This window comes from Bradyrhizobium iriomotense (assembly GCF_030160715.1).
In the GTDB taxonomy this organism is placed as follows: Bacteria; Pseudomonadota; Alphaproteobacteria; order Rhizobiales; family Xanthobacteraceae; genus Bradyrhizobium; species Bradyrhizobium iriomotense.
Window position 1 is genome coordinate 217,078 of the sequence record NZ_BSOW01000010.1, and the last position, 17,267, is coordinate 234,344.

At 56.1% G+C, this 17,267-nt stretch carries 11 protein-coding genes; 8 read left to right on the forward strand and 3 right to left on the reverse strand.

Annotation, left to right across the window (positions count from 1 at the left end; all coding sequences use genetic code 11):
- The first annotated feature begins 4 nt into the window (after positions 1-4).
- The 6 genes from QQL28_RS16475 to QQL28_RS16500 all read left to right on the forward strand — a co-directional run bounded on the left by QQL28_RS16475 (position 5) and on the right by QQL28_RS16500 (position 7,949).
- A complete protein-coding gene (locus QQL28_RS16475; protein WP_284267094.1) occupies positions 5-868 on the forward strand; it encodes a hypothetical protein in 864 nt (287 codons plus the stop codon).
- 211 nt (positions 869-1,079) lie between these two features.
- On the forward strand, positions 1,080-2,957 hold the full coding sequence (gene asnB, locus QQL28_RS16480) for an asparagine synthase (glutamine-hydrolyzing) (RefSeq protein WP_284267095.1): 1,878 nt from the start codon (positions 1,080-1,082) through the stop codon (positions 2,955-2,957).
- Between the two features lie 244 nt (positions 2,958-3,201).
- Positions 3,202-4,296, forward strand: coding sequence for a glycosyltransferase family 4 protein (locus QQL28_RS16485; protein WP_284267146.1), 1,095 nt, complete (start codon positions 3,202-3,204; stop codon positions 4,294-4,296).
- A 1-nt stretch (position 4,297) separates the two neighbouring features.
- Positions 4,298-5,482 carry a glycosyltransferase gene (locus tag QQL28_RS16490; protein ID WP_284267096.1) on the forward strand — a complete coding sequence of 395 codons (1,185 nt, stop codon included), beginning with the start codon at positions 4,298-4,300 and terminating at the stop codon, positions 5,480-5,482.
- Between the two features lie 325 nt (positions 5,483-5,807).
- Positions 5,808-6,719: an AAC(3) family N-acetyltransferase gene (locus tag QQL28_RS16495; RefSeq protein ID WP_284267097.1), complete on the forward strand. Its 912-nt coding sequence runs from the start codon at positions 5,808-5,810 to the stop codon at positions 6,717-6,719.
- Positions 6,720-6,773: 54 nt separating this feature from the next.
- The gene (locus QQL28_RS16500) at positions 6,774-7,949 is read left to right on the forward strand and encodes a prenyltransferase/squalene oxidase repeat-containing protein (RefSeq protein ID WP_284267098.1); all 1,176 of its coding nucleotides are present in this window, start codon (positions 6,774-6,776) and stop codon (positions 7,947-7,949) included.
- A 734-nt stretch (positions 7,950-8,683) separates the two neighbouring features.
- Here the strand turns inward: QQL28_RS16500 and wecB are convergent.
- The 3 genes from wecB to QQL28_RS16520 all read right to left on the reverse strand — a co-directional run bounded on the left by wecB (position 8,684) and on the right by QQL28_RS16520 (position 13,734).
- A complete protein-coding gene (gene wecB / locus QQL28_RS16510; protein WP_284267100.1) occupies positions 8,684-10,924 on the reverse strand; it encodes a non-hydrolyzing UDP-N-acetylglucosamine 2-epimerase in 2,241 nt (746 codons plus the stop codon).
- Positions 10,921-11,091, reverse strand: a complete 171-nt coding sequence (locus QQL28_RS16515; RefSeq protein ID WP_284267101.1) for a hypothetical protein — start codon at positions 11,089-11,091, stop codon at positions 10,921-10,923. The genes wecB and QQL28_RS16515 overlap by 4 nt, the downstream gene beginning before the upstream one ends.
- Positions 11,092-12,111: 1,020 nt before the next feature.
- Positions 12,112-13,734 carry a heparin lyase I family protein gene (locus QQL28_RS16520; RefSeq protein ID WP_284267102.1) on the reverse strand — a complete coding sequence of 541 codons (1,623 nt, stop codon included), beginning with the start codon at positions 13,732-13,734 and terminating at the stop codon, positions 12,112-12,114.
- A 731-nt stretch (positions 13,735-14,465) separates the two neighbouring features.
- Here QQL28_RS16520 and QQL28_RS16525 point away from each other — a divergent pair.
- Together QQL28_RS16525 and QQL28_RS16530 are read left to right on the forward strand one after the other, a co-directional pair.
- Positions 14,466-15,749: a nucleotide sugar dehydrogenase gene (locus tag QQL28_RS16525; protein ID WP_284267103.1), complete on the forward strand. Its 1,284-nt coding sequence runs from the start codon at positions 14,466-14,468 to the stop codon at positions 15,747-15,749.
- A gap of 12 nt (positions 15,750-15,761) precedes the next feature.
- Positions 15,762-16,769: an NAD-dependent epimerase gene (locus QQL28_RS16530; protein ID WP_284267104.1), complete on the forward strand. Its 1,008-nt coding sequence runs from the start codon at positions 15,762-15,764 to the stop codon at positions 16,767-16,769.
- Positions 16,770-17,267 lie beyond the last annotated feature (498 nt).

Genomic DNA, 17,267 nt, shown 5'->3' on the forward strand with positions numbered 1-17,267 from the left:
ACCGATGGATCGGATACTGTTCGGCGACAACCAGTTCTTCGGCATCAATCACATGTCCGAGGAAAAGGCGCGGGCGCAGGCTATCCGCTTTGCAGACATCCGGGAAATTATCAATCTGCTGGATGTCGCCTATGACAGCGGAATCCATGTCTTCATGTGCACGACGCATGATCGAATCGCCGAGCTCTGCGCGCACGTCCGTGCGCACCGGGAGCGATATTCGGAGTTGGAGTTTTATCCCTGCATGCCGTACGCCCACAAGTACGCAAATGCCGTGACCGAGCACGGAATGCTTGAGGCATTGAAGCGGTTTTTGCCCGCACAGAACGCGCTTTCTGCGCTGGTGAGGGGTGGTTTATCGGTCGCGACGCGGGATGTGGAGGGAATGGCGCGACTCCTGATCGATGCCGAGATGAAAATGTTCAGCGGACTGAGGACCCCTGTTATCTTCCTTCAGAACGTGGTCACCGACCTGTTGCTTGGGATGGGAATTAAAGACGCATTCCGCATTTTTGCCGACCACGTGCGAGACCGCTACAACGCCGAGCCGGGCTTTATAACGATGAATATGCCGCGTCTGCTCGATGTGCTGGACGAGATTGGCATAGAGAATCCGATCGTATGCGCGAACATAAATAAACTGGGCTTTCGGATGTGCGGCGGTATCGATCTCTATGAGAAGATGATTGCGTCGCGCAGGTTCAGGCCCGTGGCAATGTCCGTCTTAGCTTCCGGAGCGATCGACCCGCGCGAGGCCATCGAATACGTCTGCAGTCAGAAGAAAATAGAATCAATCGTGTTCGGCGCATCCAGCAAGGGCAACATTCTGAACACGAAGAGGCTCATCGAGGAGTGTAGCGTCGCGTAGGCTTGGCATGTCTCGGCCTGCGGGCCAATTCGCGCGAGACCGACGTCGATCGACTCACCGAAATTCTTGCGCTCTGTGCAAGGGAGGGCTTCAAACCGTATTTTCTCGGAGCGACTTCTGTTCCGCTGATTGATGACTTAATCGCAGCGGGCTCCAGAAGGGCATCTGTGGCGGTTATCATCTGATTGTCGTCGAGGTTAAGGCATTTAGCATGTGTGGGATCTTTGGATGGGCTCTTGGGGCCGCGAAGCGTCAGGATCGCCAGACACTTATCGGCCTTACGGATCTGATGTTTCATCGGGGGCCGGACGGCTCGGGCTACTGGCTTCACGAGACCTCTGATGAGCGATTTCAGATCGGCTTCGGCCACCGCCGGCTTTCGATTATCGATATCGGTGGCGGCGGGCAACCAATGTCGAGTGAGGATGGTCGCTTCACCTTAATCTTCAACGGCGAAATCTATAATTACCTCGAACTGCGACAGGAGCTCGTTGCCCTTGGCCATCGTTTTCGCACGAACTCAGATACCGAAGTGCTTATCGAAGCTTATCGCGCTTGGCACCTCGGCGCAGTGGGTAGATTTCGCGGCATGTTCGGCTTTGCTCTGTGGGATGAAGCAGAGCAGCGCCTAGTATTGGCTCGCGATGCATTCGGCAAAAAGCCGCTGTTTCTCGCCGAGCTGCAGGGCGGTCTTCTCTTCGGCTCAGAGATTGAGCCTCTCGTTCGGTTTCCCGGCTTCAGCCGAGCGTTCGATGCCGAAGCACTGGGCCACTATCTTCTTAATCGCTATGTTCCTGGGCCTCTCACGTTCTTTCGTGCAGTGAGAAAGCTGCAGCCTGGTCACTACGCCGTATGGCAGAATGGAACGCTTAAGACGACACGCTACTTTACGCCACCAGTTGCGACGACGATGCCGGAAGTCAAGTCATTCGGTGACGCAGTTCGTTTGTTCGAAGGCACATTCGATGAGGCTGTCCGAATTCGGATGCGTAGCGACGCACCTTTCGGAGCCTATCTTTCGGGTGGTGTCGACTCGTCGGCGGTCGTTGCGACGATGGTTAAGCATAGTACGGAGCCCGTGCGAACGTTTTCTGTAGGATTTCGGGAAACGGAGTATTCGGAGCTCGATCATGCACGTGCCGTTGCAAGTCAGTTTGGTACCTTTCACAATGAACTATTCGTCGAGCCCGATGCCTTCATGGAGCATTGGTCAACTGCCGTCTTACGCCGTGGTGCGCCGGTCAGCGAGACGTCTGACGTTCCGATCTTCATGCTTTCGGAGATGGCCTCTCGTAGCGTGAAGATGGTACTAACGGGAGAAGGCGCAGATGAGTTGATGGGGGGATATGCGAAACATCGGGCTGAGCGGTGGATCGGTCTGTATCAATGGCTGATGCCACACTTGCTTCACGAGCGGGTAATCTATCCACTGGTACGTTCATTGCCGTATGGGATGCGGCGCGTAAAGATTCTTGCATTGGCTGCGGGCGAACGCGACCTGGTGAACCGCATGCGGGTCTGGTTTGGCGGCACTTCAGTTGCTGAAGCTGAGGCGATGCTCGGCCGCCGCCTCTCGGCAACGCCGCCGGACATCTATCCATATTCGTCGGGGCTCGAATCTAGTCTACGGCGTACATTATTCTTCGATCAGACATCCTGGCTTCCTGATGATCTGTTGGAGCGCGGCGATCGAATGATGATGGCGGGGTCGATCGAGGGGCGGATGCCATTCATGGATACGATGCTGGCTGGCGTCGTAGCGCGCTTTCCGGACGAGTTTCTGACCGGAGGCAAAGGCGGTAAGACGGTGCTGCGGGCAGCAATGGACAAGATCCTTCCACAGTCAATCCTGCGGCGGAAAAAGGTCGGATTCCGTGTGCCCGTCGGAGAATGGTTTAGCGGCCCTTACCAGGATTTCGTACAGGACATGCTTGTGAGCGAAAGCTCCAGTGTAGCGCGTATGATAAGCGGCCCTAAGCTGCGTAGGCTTGTCGCAGAGCACCTCAGCGGTCGACAGAACCACGAAAAGGTTCTTTGGTCGGTGATAAATCTCGAGATGTTCTTGCGTGCATTCAAGATAGCAACATGAAAGGAGCCGGCTCCTGCCTTTTGTATCGGTCTGCGGAGCTTGGCCGAACGAATTATTTCGACACCAACCTCCAAATCACGTCGGAGTACCGACGTGGCATGATCTTGGATATGAGCGCACATAGATCATCGAACTTGGCGCTTGAGCTTCGGGGGATAAGCGTTTGAACAGCCCGATCTCGGTGGTTCGCTGCCGGACACAGACAGACAAAGCTCGCGTTAGCGAAACGAAACCCATTGAGAAGATGGCTGGTCGGCTTCAAGTTGTCATCTTTACTCCCGCCTCCACAGGTGGCCAGGGAGGCATAGTTCGTATGATGGACGAATTGCGTTGTGCGCTTCAGGTGGATCGCTTCGCAAACATAAAGATCCGTTTTGTCACAACTCGAGGTCCTGGCTCGATACTACTGTCGCCCCTATTTCTTACGCAGGCAATTGTACGTCTGATGCTGCTTCGGCTGCTCGGACGAGCGGATGCTGTGCATATAAATCTGTCGGCCTTCGGCAGCACGTATCGCAAGCTCATCTTAGCCCGCATCTCAAGAATTTGCCGATTGCCATATGTGCTCCATCTACATAGCGATCAGTTTGATCAGTTTTGGGATTCTCGGGGCAGTATTCTGAAGAAAGAAATAGATCTGATGTTTCTCAGGAGCCAAAAGGTTATTGTGCTTGGCAATTACTGGAAGCAGGTTGTTGCTGACAGAGTACCGGCTTGTTCTGCAAAAATTGTCATTGTTCCGAATGCCACACGAACAGCTGACTTCAGAGATCCAAACATCATGAAGCAGGCAGCCAACATTCTCTTTTTGGGACGACTCGGGCCAAGAAAAGGTGTGCCTGAACTTGTGAGGGCGTTGGCGAGCTTGGGTTCAAAGTCCGGCTGGAGGGCTACGCTCGCAGGTGACGGGGCGGTGAGCGATACGAGAGCCGCAGTTGAGCGAGCGGGGCTTGGCGATCGTATATCGGTGCCAGGTTGGGTCGGTCCAGCGCAGGTTGAGGCACTTTTGCGCGCGGCTAATATTTTGGTGCTCCCATCCTATAGCGAAAATCTTCCGATGTCGGTGATTGAGGCCTTGGCTCACGGCGTGGCCGTCGTTTGTACCCCAGTAGGGGCACTTCCGGATCTCATCGAACACGAGAGGATTGGACTGATCGTCGAGCCCGGCGATGTCGAGGGGCTTGCTTCTGCATTGGGACGCGTCATTGACGATCCCGAATTGAGACAGCGCTTGGGAGAAAACGGGAGGACGCTACATAGAAGCCGGTTAGCCATCGAAATTTGTGCTGAACGCTTCGTTGCGATTTGGACTGAAGCAGCCCACCCGGGAGAGCGCTGACATGCGTATATTGCACCTTACTGAGTCTCTGCGCCGGGCAGGGAAAGAACGACAAATCGTCGAACTGTTGAGGGGGCTTTCCCTTCACCGTGACATAGAGTCATTCGTCGCGGTTACGGACGAGGACGAGGTTCGTTACGAAATTGATCGTGATAACGCGCAAATTATTCAACTCGTTCGGAGAGGCAAGAGAGATTTTCGGCTTTTCAAGAGTTTGTACGAGCTGGTCTCCAATTTGAAAATAGATATCGTTCACTCCTGGAGCCCGATGTGTTCCGTTTATGCAGCTCCGGTTGCGAAACTGTGTGGCGCAGCCTTCGTCAATGGCTTTGTGCGAGACGCGCCGTCGCATATGACGCTGTGGAATAAAAACTATCTCATGGGCAAGCTGACTATCCCATTTTCAGACATCGTCGTCGCCAATTCGCGCGCGGGCCTAGCTGCGTACCTTGTTCCCAAGCGAAAAGGTCTATCGATCTACAATGGCTTCAATCCTGCAAGAGTCCTTAACTTGACGGACGAGGCAGAGCTGCGGAGCACGTTGGGCATCACGACCCCCCACATTGTCGGGATGGTTGCCAACTTCACGCCCAGAAAAGATTACGCAACCTTTGTCGAAATGGCTTGCCGCATTTGCCATCTTAGGGACGATGTTACTTTTATCGCTGTCGGTGACGGCGAAACGCTGTGGCAGGTGCGCGATAGCGTCCCACCAGAACATTCGCGGCGCATACAGTTTCTGGGGCAGCGGAGAGATATAGAAAGTGTCGCGAATCTCTTCACTGTGGGAGTTCTCGCTAGCAACAGCCGTCTACACGGGGAGGGTATTTCCAACGCAATAACGGAATGCATGGCGTTGGGTAAGCCAATTGTGGCAACAAACGATGGGGGCACTCCTGAATTGGTCATGGAAGGGCAGACGGGATTTCTTGTGCCGAGCCACGACGCTGGAGCGTTGACGGATCGTGTGCTCAAACTCCTCAACAATGCTGAGCTTGCCAATGATTTCGGTATAAAGGGGCGGCGGCGTATTGAAACGGCGTTCTCGCTCGATACGATGACTAACGCGTATCTCTGCCTTTATCGCGGGTTGGCGGATAAGAGGGCACGCGCGTCGCGTGACCCGAGCCCAGCGACTTCGGGTGAACATCCGCGTCGATCGCGGTCCTCTCGAGGATGCTCCTGACAATGGAAAGCCCGCGGTATTGGACGGTGGCGGCAAAGACTTCCATTTCAATTCGACCTATCGCGTCATAGTGAGTGGTGTCTCCATACCCGATGGATCAATAGCTCCGCTTCGGAGGTACCACATTCGGGTGCGCGGGCCTTCCAACATCCACTTCTGCGCCGCCGACTTCGCGAGTGCCGTCGGCTAGATTGCCAATGGACTCAGGCGGAACATCTCAAGCGGTTCGCGTCATCGAACAATGAAATGGGAAGACCTTGGCCTTGAATGTGCGGGAAGTCTGGTCCCGCAACTTCGCTCCGGCCACCAGGAAGGATGAAAGGAATTGAGCCTCAAGAAAGAAGCCTTCTACCTACTGCGCCGGGCGACCTCCATATCGAAGCGTCAGTATCTCAAGTCACGCCTATGGCGGCTACGCCTGAAATGCGCCCCCCTGATCCAAGCGTGGAACGGGACCTTCTCGACTGCCGAGCTTGAGCTCGAGATTCGCCGGCATCTGCCGGATGATTTCGACATTCTTATGGTGCATTGCTCTTACAATAGCCTGACCCCAATGTATCGCGACGATCCCGGCAAACTGCTCAAGACCTTCCTGCGCATCGCAGGGCCCGATCGAACATTGGCCATGCCAGCCTTCTTTTTTGGGACTTCTGAGAAGTACTATCTCGACTACTATCGCGCCAATCCACAGTTCAACGCGCGGCGCACGCCGTCACAGATGGGAATTGTGAGCGAGCTATTTCGTCACTTAAGAGTCGTCTTGCGTAGCCTTCACCCGACCCACAGCGTCTGCGCGTTGGGGCCTCTTGCCGAAGAACTTACGCGTAGCCATCACCTGAGCTCCGCAGAGTGTGGGCCACTGTCACCGTTTGGGGTGATGGCGCGATACAAGACGGTGATTCTTGGCGTCGGCACCGAATATTATCGTAGCCTCACGCAGGTTCACGCCATCGAGGATCACATGGGTCCCGACTTCCCCATCCCGCGCGAGAGCGAGGAGCCCATCCGCGTTACCCTGATTGACGGTGCCGGCCGGCATATTCCGTACGTGATGTCGCCGCCTCTCTCGCACAAGTTCGTGCTCAGGATTGAGAGACTGGCCGGATTCCTTCGCCCGGGCGTGCTAACGGCGTGGAAATACAAGGGCGTTCGGCTCTACTGCGTTGAGGCCTCGGAGATTAACCGCGCGCTCGGAGCTGCCGCCGCGTCCGGCAAAACGCTATATATCGCGGCCTAGGCGGCCTCGCGACAAAGCGCGCCTTTTCTGTATTGCGAGCAGGGACAACCGATCATGATGTTGACTTATTTTGCCGCTGAGAGCGTTCGCGACTTCTTCCGCATTAAGTTCCCGGGTCAAAAAACGTCAGAACGATTGACGGATGATCGACATCACCTTGAGGCGGCGGTCGCGTTCATCACGCGATCCATAGAGCAGGGGAAAGGGTCCGCGTCCTCGAAGGGATATAAGGTAGGGAAAGGATGGCTGCCTCCGTATCGAGAGACCACCGGGTACATCATACCGACGCTCCTCGATTTGGCTGATCACCTCAAACGACCTGATTTGGCCTTGACCGCGGAGCGCCTGGGCGAACGGCTCTCGGAACTGCAAGAACCGAGTGGCGGCTTTGTCGAGCGCGATCTCTGGCCGGACTCCAAGCCGGTCGTCTTTAACACCGGCCAAATCCTTCACGGATTCAACGCGCTGATTTTACGTCGTGAACGGAAAGATCTCATCCCCTACGCGCGGCGGGCGGGTGACTTCCTCGTCTCATCTGCTGACGAAACCGGATCCTTCGTGCGCAACGAGCACTACGACATGGTGCACTCGTACAACGTCAGAAGCGCCTGGGCGCTGCTGACGTTAGGTAGGCTGCTGGGAGAAACGAAGTATGAAAATGTTGCGCTCGCCAATGCCGACTGGACGGTGTCGCAACAGGTCGACAATGGTTTCTTCCTCAACAACGTCTTCCAGCCAGGCTGGAACGCCAACACACATGGCATCGCTTACGTGTTGCAAGGGCTAATCGAGATCCACTGCATTTCGGGGCGCGCGTCCTACCTCTCTGCCGTTCGCCGCGCAGCCGAGCGCATAGTTTCGGTCTATGACACCAAGCATTGCATGGCTTCCGAGATTGGCGAAAACTGGGAGTTTCTCGCGAGGCATTTGTGCCTCACGGGGTGCGCGCAATTGGCGATCGTGTTCTTCAGGCTCTATGGCCTGGAAGGTGACAAGCGATTTCTCAACGTAGGACTCAATCTGCTCGACGACGTTGCTGCGACGCAGAACGTGATGTCGCCGGCGAAACCCTACTATGGCGGGATCAAAGGCTCATTCCCCATCTATGGCCGCTATGCCCCGCTGCAATATCCGAACTGGGCAACCAAATTCTTCATCGACGCACTGCTCGCGAAGCAAAGAGCGCTGACTGGTCCCACTGGTCGGTCGACTCAACTGTCAGCTAGTTAGATCGCCGGAAACAGCGCCCCATCGCGTGCACTCAGATGTTCGTGGTCCGATTACAACAACACACGATCGGACTGGCATCCGTCTGCATGGTTTGCCCGGCGCGATGTAGCGCCGGTCGACGCGGCTCTGCTCGACCCGGGTGAGGATGGCGGCGCCAGGCACTCGCGCGCGCCTGGCGTGCATTCTCTGCTCGGGAGGAAAAAGCCGCCCGCCTGCCTTCCTAGGATAAGCGGCAGGGAGCACTGGAGCTGGCTGCCTATCGCTTTGATTATAACCTTGTCCCTCGAGAGAAAAAACCTCCGCAAACCCAACCACCACGACTGCATGGATCGTACGGGGGGCGCGAGCGGGCACGTACACCATGAACGGAGCGTTGTGCCGTTCCAGAATCGGAAGCGCCACCGAGATATTGTCGCGGTGGCCATCGTCGAAAGTTAGAACCGCATAACGGCGCGATCGATCGTCCCATGCCGGCTTCTCAAGGCATTCATCGAGGCTGACGATTGACCGTCTCTCCCGGCGCAGCCAACTAGGCGCATATTCGAAATCGACGCTCCGATCATCAATTCCGACTGACAATCGCGCTGCATTTCATGAAACAAGATAATGGCGGCTCTAGCAGCGAGGCGTGCGAGAACAAAGGGCCGTTCTCAAACTCGGCTCGCGCCGTAGTAGAGGCAACTTTCTAGAATATGGTTCATTGCAGCCTGCTTAGCGGAGCTGCAGCTCAAAAATCATGGAACCGCGTTGATCATTTGGTCAAACGAAAGCAGCGGGGAGTCAAACTTCTTCGATGAGTAGACCTTATGACCGGAAAGGATAATCAACACGTCCGCCCAACCGTCCACTTTTTCGATGGGGAAGAGTTCGAAATCCCAATCTTTTACCAGGGGATCGTGGCAGCGGATTTCGTATTGTTTTGAAAGAATCTTTGCAATTTCCAAAACCGGCGTCTCGCGAGCATCGTCGACGTCTGGCTTGTAACTCACTCCCAAAATGCCGATTTTCTTAACAGATGGGTCAATCTTGTCTTGAATTCGCGCGACAGTATGCTTCGGCATCTCGTCGTTCAGTTCGCGAGCGGCTCTAATAACATTCAGATCGTTGATGTCTTCGGTTAAAAACCAGGGATCGATGGCGATACAGTGACCTCCGACGCCGATTCCAGGCTGCAAAATACCGACGCGCGGATGTTTGTTTGCAAGCTTAATCGCAGCGGAAACGTTGAATCTGAACTTGTCGGCAATCAGGGAAAACTCATTCGCCAAAGCGATATTGACGTCGCGGAAAGTGTTTTCCATGAGCTTTACGCACTCGGCGGTCACCAGATTCGTCCGATGAATCGTCCCCTTTGTGAAGGTCGAATAGAGGCGCGCCGCTCTTTCCGCCGCTTCCGGCGATTTGGCGCCGATGATTCGATCGTTGTGAACGATTTCATGTAAAGTGTTGCCGGGAATGGCACGCTCGGGGCAGTGCGCAACATCGACCTTGAGATGTTTCGATCGGAGGATCGGAAGTACGATGTCTTCACACGTTTTTGGTTTGATCGTTGATTCAATGATGAGCAGATTGCCGTCCTTCATGACTGGAAGAAGACTGTTGACGGCCGAAAGAACGAAGGACAAATCGCATTTCTTGTTGTCGTGTGGAGTCGGTACGGCCACAATGAAAACATCCGCCGCCACAGGTCTCGTTTGAGCCTTGAAGTTTTCAGTCTTCAAAGCCGTCGTCAATAACTCAGGAATACCTTTTTCATCGAACGGGCAGTGACCTCGGTTGATCTCATTCACTTTCTTTTCGCTGAGATCAAAGCCGGTAACCTTCACGCCCGAGTTCGCCAAGAGGAGGGAAGTCGGAAGTCCCATGTAACCAAGACCTGCAACGCAAACAGCATCCTGAGTTTGCGGAGCCAACCGAAAATGCTCGCCCATGACGATGTCAAGTATTCTCTCGGCGGTGTGGCCATCTCCAAAAGGATTCGTCCAAGGTTTAATCGGACGATTGAGAGCCGCGACCATCGCCTCAGCGTTTCGGTGTACCAAAACATTTGCGCCGACGTCGACGGTTTCAGGCCGTTCCGTGCGATCGCGAATGGTCACGCAAGGTACGCCGAGGATACAGGCTTCCTCCTGCACGCCGCCGGAATCCGTAATGACGGCCGTGCAATTCGAAAGCAAGTTCAAGAAATCCGAATAGCCAACGGGCTCGGTCCAGGCCAGGTTCATCGGCAAATCAATCTTGTTTTCTTTGAGAACCTTCTGGGTTCGATAGTGTATCGGCCAGCACACTTTACCGGGGATTTTCGCGATCAGTTGGATGATTTCCTTCAAGGCGTCCGGGTCATCAACGTTCGCGGCGCGGTGGGACGTAAGAAGGTAATAGCCGCTCTTCTGCAATTTCAGTTCGGTGAGAATCCGACTGCTCTTCTCCGCGTGAGCCCGATGAGAAAGTAGGGCGTCGACGATCGTGTTGCCGACCTGGAATATCTTCGAGTCTGGCAGGCCTTCGTGTTTGAGATGACCGACCTGCAAATCGGTAACGGCAAATAAATAGTCCGAAATATGATCTGTGATGATTCGGTTGCTTTCCTCGGGCATCGTTTGGTCGAACGAGCGTAACCCGGCTTCGATGTGCCCGACCTTAATATGAAGTTTGTGCGCCGCGAGTGCGCCAGCCACCACGGTGTTCGTATCGCCCTGAACGAGTAGTACATCAGGGTGTTCCGACATTAGGATCGGCTCAAGCTCAATCAGTATGCGACCCGTTTGGTTCGCGTGACCGCCGGAGCCGATATTCAAATTGTATTTTGGCGAGGGAAGAGCGAGTTCCGAGAAGAAGATCCCGTCGAGTTTCTCCGAGTAATGTTGCTTCGAGTGGATAATGAAGTAGTCGAGCTTTCGCTTCCGGCATTCGCGAATGACCGGTGCCATTTTGATGATTTCTGGACGGGTTCCCACGAGAATTGCGATTTTCATCTATTCTCCTTGAGCGGCTTGAGCATGACCAGGCTCATCGGCGCATCAACGGCTATCGATGTGACCAGCTCGATGTCGGTCGATTTACTGGCCTGCCGCTCCACAATGTCTCGGCCGACATGACGTCCGTTAAAGGAGAACAGCCTATGTTCGTCGTATTCGAACATTGCCCTACACGTCTCGAAGCACTGTCGTTGGCGTTACGGGTGCACTATCCCATCGCGCATGTACTCACGCACCAGCATAGTCTGTGATCCGGTTCGCGGCGCGACCCTTTAGGGTTACCAATTTCGATGGCAAGAGGAGGCTCAGACCGCTCGTGCACGCACCATGTCGGACAAATAGCTTATGGGTCCTGATGGGGCAGCCCTGGAGTTTTCCGAGCCAGCACAAGCAAAGAGGATTGTTGCTGGCGCCAGAGTGGCTATCCCGATTGCGAGGCTCCCAGCGTTCCGAGATACTACGCTGCCGAAGACAAGATCGGGATCGCTCATTGATCCGGCGTACAGCAGCGTTTGACGAAGAGTGTAGTCGCCGAAGCAATTTGCTGTTGCCTCCACTCAAGCGGAGCGGTTCGGCGTCGGCTGAGTCCGTTTTGGAGTATCGACGTATCCAGCGGCGGGCGGCAGCGCCTGAGCGCTTCAATCCGGATCATTTTGCGAATTGCTCGGACTGCAAGACGAAACCATGCAGTCAGGGAAGGTAGACGGTGATCTCCTCGTAGACGATAATGGCCTCGATGTCGCGAGAGCGCTCTATCGTGATCTGACCGAACAGACGGTGCAACACTCCGGCTGTCTGCTTCGCCAAACTACTGCGGGAAGGCAGCTCTACACGTCACTAGACCGGATGGACCTTTATCCGATCTCGCCACCGACCGCATTGTGTCGGATCGTCTGGCCGGCTTCAGAGGAATCGAGCTTCGATCCTTTCCCCCACACACGGGGATCACGACGTCGGGCAGATCCTTGGGTGGACCAGAAAACGATATCCGAAATTACCCTGGTGCGCGCGAACCCTATTGTCCAAAACTGGCGCCCGTGCGGACCCTTTTGGATTACCCCTATCGGCACCCGTCCTTGTGGGCGGACGGCGCGCGCAAGGCGACGAGACCCTTCGGGCCTACGTAGATCAGGCACATCTGCAGCCATAAGACGTTAGTCTATGGCCGTTGCTTTCTTAAGCGATCATGTCAGCGGTGGCACAGGCAACGGGTTGGAGATGCGCGACGCAAACGGCTGCGTGCCCGAGATATCGAACTCAAGGTTGGCGTACCAAACGGCGGTCGGACCAGCGCCGGTCACACCTTGGTAAAGACCAGTGATATTCCACCAGAACGGCGCACCTGTGGAAGCGGCAAATCGAATGCCCGTCGCATTCAGAACCTGCACGCCATCGAACCAAGCCTGACAGAACCCGTTCGGGCTATCGTCGAGTCTGTAGGTGGTCCTGACATGATGCCATACTCCTTTTGCGCATGGCGCACTGGTCACGACTGGATAGATGTTGTAGTGGGTCCCGTTGACATAGTACCACACGAGGAAATTCCCGGTGGCGGGATCAATCGCATGAGTCGGTCCGCAGTTCACGCCTCTCGTCTGGTCGTGCATGTTGGCTAAGTCGCAGAAGCCGGTATCAAAAACTGTCCCGTTTTCAATAAAGAACGAGAACGCCAGGTCGCAGGTCGTCTGCCATGGGATCGCAACAAGATTCGCCGTATTTATTTGCACCCGCGTGATGGTGGTGCGATCGAATGACGGACGATCCCCGGCGTGGGCCTCCAGTCTGATGATGGAATTATAGTTGGGATCGTTAACCTTGATCATGGCGTAGGGATAGGCGCTGGCTCGTCCCTGAAAACTGCCTGCAGGAGCGGGAAATGAGGGCGAAATCGGATAACCAGTCCCTGAAAAAGTGGCACAGTGCTTATAGGGGGCGACGTTGGTCGGGCCAGTACTCAACCCGGGGGTACCCGCCATCGGTCGTACATCCATCGCCGTCAGGAAAGCATAGAGTGCCTTGCTCAGCGCCAACTGTTGCGGAGCCGTCAGCTTCGAACCGTAATGCACAAAGGCGACTTGCCGCGTCGTATATGAGCCGCTTGCGCTCTTCAATAACTGCACGGCGCCGCTATCCGCACTGTGCGTTTGGGTGCTCGTGCCAAGCGATGAACCATCGACAAAGGCCTGCAACTGTGCCGTGGTATCATTCTGTTGAATGACCCAATGACCTACGGTCGAACCCCATAGGCTGGAGAATGATGCCTCTGCCGAAGTGTTGAGTGCAGCGAACAAGTTGGCAATCGCGGCGCCTGTACTGTTCGCTTGCAGCGCCATATAATGCTTTCCGCCGGCCGTCTGGAATGGCGAGATATTGTCGGTTGTACATTCGTTCAGTGTAAAGAATCCGTACTCGGCGTTACCATCCTGCGCCTTGTTTGAGTTGACGTCGAACGTCGTGGTAAAATAGCCAGTCGAACCGTCGCTGGCCACGCAGGCATTGGCACTGTAGGTCAGGTTGCCGTTGGCGGTCAGTCGTCCGCTTGTCATGTTGACCCAGTTGTAGGTACAGGCGGTCGAGCTGGGCGCGGCGAAACAATAGAAGAGGTCCAGCGTCTGCCAGACCCCGGCCGTCTTCAGCGAGGAAATCAGGGTATCTGCGGCCGCCAGCCACGACGCGCTCGGGACCGGCGTTATGGTTGCCAGCGCATTGGTCTCATCGTTGGTGAAAGGCGTCGATAGCCCGGCGGTCGGCAGGGCGCCCGCCGCCGTCGTGGCCACCAATCCGGTAAGAAGATCGCGCCGTCGCATGTGCCGCCCCCTCAAGGATCAGGCCTTTGTGATACGAAGGAAGCCTAGCACTTTCCCACGCTGCCCGAGCGGTAAAGTGACGGACCGCCTTTCCAGCTATTGGAAGGTGACCAGAGAGGTTGACATCGCGACCGGCTGTCCTTCTCGGCAAAACAATCACAAACTCTGTCGCAGATCCACGACCGACACGGCACTGATGTAGGGACCACCTGTCTGACCAATCTAGCCGATTTTGATGTGCCAGGCATGTCTACGACACCCGTCTCACGATTTAGGTAATCCTGATTGGTAAGCCCGCCCGCGGGGGGTTTGCTATTAAAGTACTGCTACGGTCAATTTTCGTCCCTCGGTGTCTCGCACCGGCTTGTTGGAGGAGAATTGATAGCGTGCGCGCGCTTTCTGCTGGCGCCTATCAAGCGTGGCCGTGGTGGCATTGCGGATGGATCGGCAGCTCGCGCGGCGTCGTACCAGTGCTGGAGTGGGATCGTGTTCAACGAGGTTCTTGTCGTCGCATCGGGAGGAGGGCACTGGATTCAACTGCGCCGGCTTCTCCCCGTGTTCGACGGATTTGATGTCGCTTATGTAAGTGTTCGCGCCCGTTTTGCGGTCCGACGCGCTGGCGAAATGACCCGGGTTGGACCGTTCAAGTCGAATGCCGCACGCCAATCGACAGGCTGCCTTAACACTTGGTCGAGCGGCGCCAATGGCGCACGGACGTCTGGACATCAATCATGATGCACGGCCGAAGAATAGCGGTGATTGGGCTCGGCTATGTGGGGTTGCCCGTGGCTGTGTCGTTCGCGCGTTCCGGAGTTCCGGTTGTCGGATTCGACGTGGACCCGCGACGTGTCGCTGAACTCAGAGAGGGAAGGGACCGGACCCATGAGGTTGATAGCGATGATTTGCACCAGGAAACGCTACGTTTTACCGCCGACCCAGCCGGAATGGTGAAGGCCGACTTCTTCATCGTCACAGTGCCGACTCCGATCGACGAGGCTCGGAATCCGGACCTGCGCGCGATGATAACGGCGTCGCGATCGGTGGGTGAGGTTCTAAAGAGGGGCGATATCGTCGTTTATGAATCAACCGTGTATCCGGGCGCCGTGGAGGACGACTGCATTCCGGTTCTTGAGCAAAACTCTCACCTGAAGGCTGGAGTAGATTTTGCAGTCGGCTATTCGCCTGAGCGGATCAATCCCGGCGACAAGCAGCACCGCTTCGAAACGATTACCAAGGTGGTCTCGGCGCAGGATGCCAGAACGCTTGAGATCGTGGCGGATGTCTACGGATCTGTAGTCAGCGCTGGTATTCACCGTGCTCCCTCGATCCGCGTAGCAGAAGCTGCAAAAGTCATCGAGAATACCCAGCGCGACCTGAATATCGCCTTCATGAACGAGCTGTCGCTGATCTTACAGGCGCTTGATATCGATACTGGCGACGTCCTAGCTGCGGCGCGGACCAAATGGAATTTCATGCCGTTCCAGCCGGGACTTGTCGGCGGCCATTGTATCGGTGTCGATCCCTATTACTTAACTTATCGCGCCGAAAAGGCTGGCTATCATCCCGAGGTAATTCTCGCCGGGCGGCGCATCAACGACGGCATGGGTCAGCGTGTGGCGCGCGAATGCGTTCGTGGGTTATTGCGCCGCAAGGCCCAGAATGGGATCGTGACCATCCTCGGGCTGACCTTCAAGGAAGACGTTCCAGACACGCGCAACTCCCGCGTCGTCGACATCGTTCGCGAGCTTCAGTCTTTTGGGCTCACGGTGCAGATCCATGATCCGTTGGCGAACGCTGCCGATGCCCGCCATGAGTATGGCGTGACATTGACCGAACTGCACGCACTGCAACCTGCAGATGCCCTCGTTCTCGCCGTCGCCCATCAGCCCTATGTCGATGGTGGCTGGCCGTTCGTTCAGCGCCTGCTGCGCGACGGCTCTGGCCTTGTGCTCGACGTCAAGACAAAGCTCGATCGTGCCGCAAAGCCCGCCGTCATTGACCTGTGGCGGCTCTAATCCGGAGATAAGATGCTGAACGACAAAGTACTGGTGACCGGGGCTGCGGGCTTCATTGGTTTTCATGTTGCCCGACAGCTCTTGGCTGATGGTCGCGAGGTGGTCGGTGCTGACAGTGTTAATGCCTACTACGATCCTAAGCTGAAAGAAGCGCGCATCGAGCTTCTCAAGCGCGATCCGAAGTTCAGTTTTGTGAAGCATGACCTAGCCGATCGTGCGGCATCATCAGCATTGTTCGAACAGCACCGATTCCCAATCGTGATTCACCTGGCTGCTCAAGCCGGCGTCCGCTATTCACTGCAGAATCCGCACGCCTACGTCGATGCGAATCTCGATGGGTTCATCAATGTGCTGGAGGGCTGTCGTCACAATGAGTGCCGGCATCTCGTGTTCGCATCCTCGTCGTCAGTGTACGGCGCGAATACGAAGCTACCCTTTTCGGTAAGGGACAATGTCGACCATCCGATTAGTCTCTATGCCGCCTCCAAGAAAGCCAACGAGCTGATGGCGCATGCGTACAGCCATCTCTATCGTATTCCAGCGACCGGCCTGCGGTTCTTCACCGTCTATGGTCCCTGGGGGCGCCCGGACATGGCGATGTTCATCTTTGCCAAGGCAATCCTTGCCGGCGAACCGATCAAGTTGTTTAACCATGGAGAGATGCGGCGCGACTTCACCTATGTCGATGACGTGAGCCAGGCTGTCGTACGCCTGATCGACCGTCCACCCCAGGGGCGGCCGGGCGCGCCTGCGGATCCCGCAACCAGCAGCGCCCCATGCAAAATTTACAACGTCGGCAACAATCGTCCTGAAAATCTGATGCATGTGGTATCGCTGCTGGAGAAGGAGTTCGGCAGGACGGCGATTAAGGAAATGCTTCCAATGCAGCCGGGGGATGTCGAAGCAACCTACGCCGATATTGACGAGCTCGAACGCGACATCGGCTTTCGCCCGTCGACGGCTCTCGACGAGGGTGTTGCACGGTTCGCGAAATGGTATCGTGAGTATCACAGGCTCTAGCGTAGGCTGCGATGAGCAAAAGTTCATTCCACTGATCATGTGGGGCGCCCGCAGGCGATTGTGGCCTGCCTCGCGTTCATCGCGGCGTGCCGGCAGGGAGCGGCTGCGGCAGGGCGCACCGTGGCGCGCTGCCGACACCGGGTGTCGTCTACCGTGCAGACCAAAGGCCATCGCGTTCCCGATTGAGGCCAAGCTGGCTCATGCGGCGATCAAGCTGCTCAACCGCCGGCTCGCACGCACAGCCTGCGGCAATCGAATCTGCGTATCGCCAAACGCGCCGAGATGATGGCGGGAGGCCCATGCCAGGCACTTCAAGCGCCGTCGTCGGCAATTGGGCCTGCTGCGGCCGCGGCTCCGGACATCCGTGCACGTTCCAGCCGATCGTGATCACCCTTGAGCATCGTGACCGGGACACCCAGGAGGGCGCGCACCCGCTTCATCGACAACGGCAGGATCGGGAATCAGCAGGTTGCCGCCGACCAAACACTGTGGCGACCG